Origin of the sequence: Streptomyces sp. NRRL F-5755 (assembly GCF_001279365.1) — a bacterium.
Classification (GTDB): Bacteria; Actinomycetota; Actinomycetes; order Streptomycetales; family Streptomycetaceae; genus Streptomyces; species Streptomyces rimosus.
Genome location: NZ_LGCW01000098.1, coordinates 1 through 5,843, shown reverse-complemented (window position 1 = coordinate 5,843; position 5,843 = coordinate 1). Strand labels below are relative to the sequence as shown.

At 70.8% G+C, this 5,843-nt stretch carries 4 protein-coding genes; 3 read left to right on the top strand and 1 reads right to left on the bottom strand.

The features are described from left to right. Window positions 1–100 precede the first annotated feature (100 nt). Window positions 101–769, bottom strand: coding sequence for a bifunctional DNA primase/polymerase (locus ADK86_RS12445; protein WP_030376458.1), 669 nt, complete (start codon window positions 767–769; stop codon window positions 101–103). Window positions 770–2,048: 1,279 nt separating this feature from the next. On the opposite strand from ADK86_RS12445, the gene ADK86_RS12440 reads away from it, so the two are divergent. The 3 genes from ADK86_RS12440 (at window position 2,049) to ADK86_RS12430 (ending at window position 5,835) form a co-directional block, all read left to right on the top strand. After that, window positions 2,049–3,524, top strand: coding sequence for a hypothetical protein (locus ADK86_RS12440; protein WP_030604218.1), 1,476 nt, complete (start codon window positions 2,049–2,051; stop codon window positions 3,522–3,524). A 533-nt stretch (window positions 3,525–4,057) separates the two neighbouring features. After that, entirely contained in the window at window positions 4,058–5,500 is a 1,443-nt protein-coding gene (locus ADK86_RS12435) for an ammonium transporter (protein ID WP_053696642.1), read from the top strand. After that, window positions 5,497–5,835, top strand: a complete 339-nt coding sequence (locus tag ADK86_RS12430) for a P-II family nitrogen regulator (RefSeq protein WP_030604213.1) — start codon at window positions 5,497–5,499, stop codon at window positions 5,833–5,835. Before ADK86_RS12435 ends, ADK86_RS12430 begins: the two co-directional genes overlap by 4 nt. Window positions 5,836–5,843: the final 8 nt, after the last annotated feature.

Sequence of the window (5,843 nt, the reverse complement as noted above, 5' to 3'; positions counted from 1 at the left end):
GGGGCGGGGGGCAGGTACGTGGTCCGGGGGGCGCGGATTCGCGGCTGGGGCCCGGGCGGGGTCCCGGTAGGGGTCCCGGCGCCGTCCGTTACGCGGTCGGTTACGCGGCCGACCGGTGGCACACGTACGCGAGCGTGCCCAGCAGCAGCCGGGCCTGCGGCGGCTGCCCGGCCGTGTCCAGGGTGGGCGGGCGCAGCCACCGCATCGGGCCGAGCCCGCCGAGGTCGGACGGCGGCGCGGTGACGTGGTCGCCGGGGCCGCGCGAGCACAGGTCGAGGGCGGCGTCGTCCCAGCCCATCCGGTAGAGCAGTCCGGGCAGACCGGTGGCGGCGCCGGGCGCCACGAAGAACAGCGCGCGCCCCGTCGGCGTGGCGGCCACCGGACCGAGCGGCAGACCCATCCGCTCCAGCCGTACGAGCGCGCTGCGCCCCGCCGCCTCCGGCACTTCGAGCACGTCGAACGTCCGGCCCACCGGGAGCAGTACGGCCGCGCCGGGCGTCCTGGCCCATGCGGCGGCGGCCTCTTCGAGCGTCGCGCCGGCCTTCAGACCGTCCGCGAAGGGCAGCGGGTGGTCGCCGGGGGAGGGGCAGTCGTCCGCGCCGCACGAGCAGACCGTGCGCCCGCTGCCGGCGCGGGCCGCACGGGCGCCGGGCACCACGTCCCAGCCCCACAGCCCCGTGTACTCCGCCACCGCCGTGCTCTCGGTCGAGCGGGCGCGACGCCGTGAACCGGACCGAATGTCGCGGATGCCGCCGATCGTGAAGCCCATGCCTCCTCCAACGGGTGGTGTCTGCCAGTGGTTACGTGCCGGAGCGCGATCGTGACACTCGGTCAGGAGGGGTGCGGGGTCGTGGTGCAGTGTGGTGCGGCGGGTGGTGCGACGCGCGACGCGCGCCTCCGCGTGCTCCTTTCCGTCCGTCCCCTCTCGACCTGTGTCAAGTCAATCGCGAGGACCGGTCGGGGAGTTCATTCAAAGGGGTGGCGAATGGTGGCGTTTAGCGGACCGCCCTCGCCGCGGGCGTGATCGTAGGATTACTTTCAGTGCACGACCTGGGGTGAAGCGCCGAGGGCGTGGTTATGCCGGGGGCAACGCACCGGCGGGTGAACCCTTCCGAATCGGGTTGGCCGGATTCCGTGTTCGGGTAGATCCACCCCGTACCGGTCGCCGCAACGGACGGCATCCTGTGGGAGATTCACGGGACACGACCGCGACGCACAGCCGCAATATGGCCGTGCGGAGCGGTGCGGCGGCCCGGTGGGCCACGCGCACAGTGCCACGTACGGCGGCGGAGTGACGACCGGCGAAGTGTCACGAAGAGCAGCGACGAGAACAGCGGACGCCAGGACAAGCGACGGCAGGGCGAGCGGCCCCGGACATACGGGCAGCGCGCGGCACCACAACAGAGGCAGCACAAACGGAAACGAACGTACCGGCGCGATCCGTAGGACAAGCGGAAGAAGCGCGGCACGAGCACGAGAAGCGCAGGACGCGCACAGGAAGAGCAGGTCGAGCAGGAGAAGCAGGACGGAGCAGCGAACCGGCGCCGCACAGGGAACCAGGGCCGGGCGGAGAACGAATACCGGGCAGCGAAGCAAGGAACGGGCCGAAGAAGCGGCCGGCGCGAGAAGGAGACCCGGCGGAAGAGACGCGGACCAGGCGGGGCCGGTAAGCGGAAGAAGCGCCACCCGTTCAGTACGGACAGAAGAAGACGAAGGCACAACACCGGCAGGACGACCAGAACGAACAGCGGCAGCCGGACCAAGCAGTACCGGCACCGGAAACGGCACCACAACGGCGGGCGCGGCGGCGGAAGAAGGCCGCAGCGGCCACGGTGCGGCCGGGGCACCGACGGCGCGGCACATTCCGTACCGCACCGCTCGGGGCGGCGACCGCGGCAGCCACACCGCACCGGCGCAGCGCGGCGCCGGGGCGGCAGCACCGTAAACAGCACACCAGTTCACGAAAACCGGAAGCAACGAAGAGCGGCGATGCGAAGCGATGGCGCGACGCAGTGAAGCAAGGCAGCAATCGGAATGGGGGCGTTCCAGTGGGCGGCAGTGGCGGCACCGGCGCTGACAAGCGCCCCAACGAACCGTTGGGCTCATGGTTCGTGCGCAGCGGCTGGTCGAAGGGCGAGCTGGCACGACAGGTCAACCGGCGCGCACGCCAGATGGGCGCACACCACATCAGCACCGACACTTCGCGCGTACGGCGCTGGCTGGACGGCGAGCAGCCCCGCGAGCCGATCCCGCGCATCCTCTCCGAGCTGTTCTCGGAGCGGTTCGGCTGCGTGGTCGGCATCGAGGACCTCGGACTGCGCTCGGCGCACCAGTCCCCTTCCGTGTCCGGCGTCGACCTGCCCTGGGCAGGCCCGCAGACGGTCTCCCTGATCAGCGAGTTCTCCCGCAGCGACCTGATGCTGGCGCGGCGCGGCTTCCTGGGCACCTCCCTGGCGCTGGCCGCCGGGCCCGCCCTCATCGAGCCGATGCAGCGCTGGCTGGTGCCGGTCTCCCCGGGCCAGGCGGCCGCCGCCCAGCAGGCCGCGCAGGAGCGCTCCCGGCGCTCCAACCGGCTGTCGAAACCAGAACTGGATCTGCTGGAGTCGACGACCGTGATGTTCCGCCAGTGGGACGCCCAGTGCGGCGGCGGCCTGCGCCGCAAGGCGGTCGTCGGCCAGCTCCACGAGGTCACCGACCTGCTCCAGGAACCGCAGAGCGAAGAGGTCTCCAAGCGGCTGTTCAAGGTCGCCGCCGAACTGGCCGAACTGGCCGGCTGGATGAGCTACGACATCGGACTGCAGCCCACGGCCCAGAAGTACTTCGTGCTCGCGCTGCACGCCTCCAAGGAAGCCGGCGACCGCCCGCTGGGCTCGTACATCCTCTCCAGCATGAGCCGCCAGATGATCCACCTCGACCGCCCCGACGACGCCCTGGAGCTCATCCACCTCGCGCAGTACGGCAGCCGCGAATCGGCTACGCCCCGCACCCAGGCGATGTTGTATGCGATGGAGGCCCGGGCGTACGCGAGCATGGGCCAGCCGGGCAAGGTCAAGCGGGCCGTGCGGATGGCCGAGGACACCTACTCCGACGTGGCGCCCGGCGAGCCCGAGCCGGACTGGATCCGCTTCTTCTCGGAGGCCGAGCTGAACGCGGAGAACGCCCACTCCTACCGTGACCTCGCCTACGTCGCCGGGCGCAGCCCGACGTACGCCTCCCTCGCCAATCCGGTGATGCAGCGGGCGGTGGAGCTCTTCGCCAAGGACGCGGAGCATCAGCGTTCGTACGCCCTCAACCTGATCGGGATGGCGACCGTGCACCTGCTCCAGAAGGAGCCGGAACAGTGCGCGGTCCTGGCGCAGCAGGCCATACCCCTGGCGAAGAAGGTCCGCTCGGAGCGGGTCAACACCCGGCTGCGCAAGACCGTGGACACCGCCGCGCGCACCTTCGAGAACGTCTCCGAGGTGATCCAGCTCAGCGAGGAGCTGGCCGAGCAACTGCCGGAGACCGGCGCGGAGGCCGTCTGACCGCATCCACATCGAACGCACGCCACAGACCCCGGCCGCGGCCCGTCACCCCGTACAGCTCGACTCGGCTCCCCCACGCCAGGTCACATGGGTGATGGCCGCGGTCGGCTGTGTGGGTGGGGCGGGTGGGGCTTCGACGGACGGGTAGGGGCGCGGTCCGGTCTGGGGCTCGGTGTCTTGGTGTACGGGTACGGTCCGGTCGGCATCTCGGCATCTCGGCATCTCGGCATCTCGGCATCTCGGCATCTCGGCGTACCGGCGTACCGGCGTACCGGCGTACCGGTACGGGCACGGTCCGGTCGGGGTGGCCGGGGACGGGTGCCCGGCGTGGTCGTTTCGGCTGGTTGCTGAGGGGCGCCGGGCGTGGCGGGCCGATCTCGCTGTTCACCGGGGCGTAACACTGACGCAGGCTTCGTCACCGGGGAGAAACACCGGCGGGTCATTGGCCGAAACGGTGCTGCGAAAGCCTCGTGGCGAAAGTCGGCCCACCCGAACCCCACCCGCACGGGCCGCATCGACGACAGGAGGCGCCGATGCCCCCAGGCATCATGACGCTCGCAGCAGACAAGGCCACCCTGAGTCCGGCCAACACCGGATTCATGCTGATCTGCACCGCACTGGTGATGCTCATGACCCCCGCGCTCGCCTTCTTCTACGGCGGCATGGTCCGGGTCAAGAGCGTCCTGAACATGCTGATGATGAGCTTCATCAGCCTGGGCATCGTCACCGTCCTGTGGGTCCTCTACGGCTTCGGGCTGGCCTTCGGCCAGGACAACGGCGGCTTCCTCGGCTGGAGCGGCGATTTCGCCGGGCTCGGCGGCATCGGCCTGACCGAACTGTGGGGCACCACCACCATCCCGGTCTATGTCTTCGCGGTCTTCCAGCTGATGTTCGCGGTGATCACGCCCGCGCTGATCAGCGGCGCCCTCGCGGACCGGGTGAAGTTCACCGCCTGGGCGCTGTTCATCGCCCTGTGGGCCACCGTCGTCTACTTCCCCGTCGCGCACTGGGTGTGGGCCGAGGGCGGCTGGCTCTTCGACCTGGGCGTCATCGACTTCGCCGGCGGCACGGCCGTCCACATCAACGCGGGCGCCGCGGCGCTCGGCGTGATCTTCGTGGTCGGCAAGCGCATCGGTTTCAAGAAGGACCCGATGCGACCGCACAGCCTGCCGCTGGTGATGCTCGGCGCCGGCCTCCTGTGGTTCGGCTGGTTCGGCTTCAACGCGGGCTCCTGGCTCAACAACGACGACGGGGTGGGCGCGGTCGCCTTCGTCAACACCCAGGTCGCCACGGCCGCCGCGATGCTCGGCTGGCTCGGGTACGAGAAGCTGCGGCACGGCTCCTTCACCACCCTGGGCGCGGCGTCCGGTGCGGTGGCCGGACTGGTCGCGATCACTCCGGCGTGCGGCGCGGTCAGCCCGCTCGGCGCCATCGCGGTCGGCGTGATCGCCGGTGTGCTGTGCGCGATGGCGGTCGGGCTGAAGTACCGCTTCGGGTACGACGACTCCCTCGACGTGGTGGGCGTCCACCTCGTCGGCGGCATCGTCGGCTCCCTGCTCATCGGCCTGTTCGCGACCGGCGGCGTGCAGAGCGACGCCAAGGGCCTCTTCTACGGCGGCGGTCTGGAACAGCTGGGCAAGCAGGCCGTGGGTGTCGTCTGCGTCCTGTTGTACTCCCTGGTCGCCTCCTTCGTCCTGGCCAAGATCATCGACTGGGTGATGGGCTTCCGGGTCTCCGAGGACGAGGAGGTCGCGGGCGTCGACCAGGCCGCGCACGCGGAGACGGCGTACGACTTCGGCGGTACGGGCGGTGGCGCGGTGGCGCGCCCGGGAGCGGGGGCGGCCTCGGGCGGCGCCCCGTCCCGCGGCGACGACCCGGCCCGGTCGAAGCGCCAGGACACGGCCGCGGCTTCCGGTAAGGCACCGGCCTCCGGAGAGACGACGGCTTCCGGCAAGGAAAAGAGGGTGGACGCGTGAAGCTCATCACGGCAGTGATCAAGCCGTACCGGCTCGACGAGGTGAAGGAGGCCCTGCAGTCGTTCGGCGTCCACGGCCTGACCGTCACCGAGGCCAGCGGATACGGCCGGCAGCGCGGCCACACGGAGGTGTACCGGGGCGCGGAGTACACCGTCGACCTGGTGCCGAAGGTCCGCATCGAGGTGCTGGTGGACGACGCGGACGCCGCGGAGCTGATGGACATCGTGGTCAAGGCGGCCCGCACCGGCAAGATCGGCGACGGAAAGGTATGGAGCGTCCCCGTCGAGGAGGCGGTCCGCGTGCGCACGGGGGAGCGGGGGCCGGACGCGTTGTAGGTGGGGGT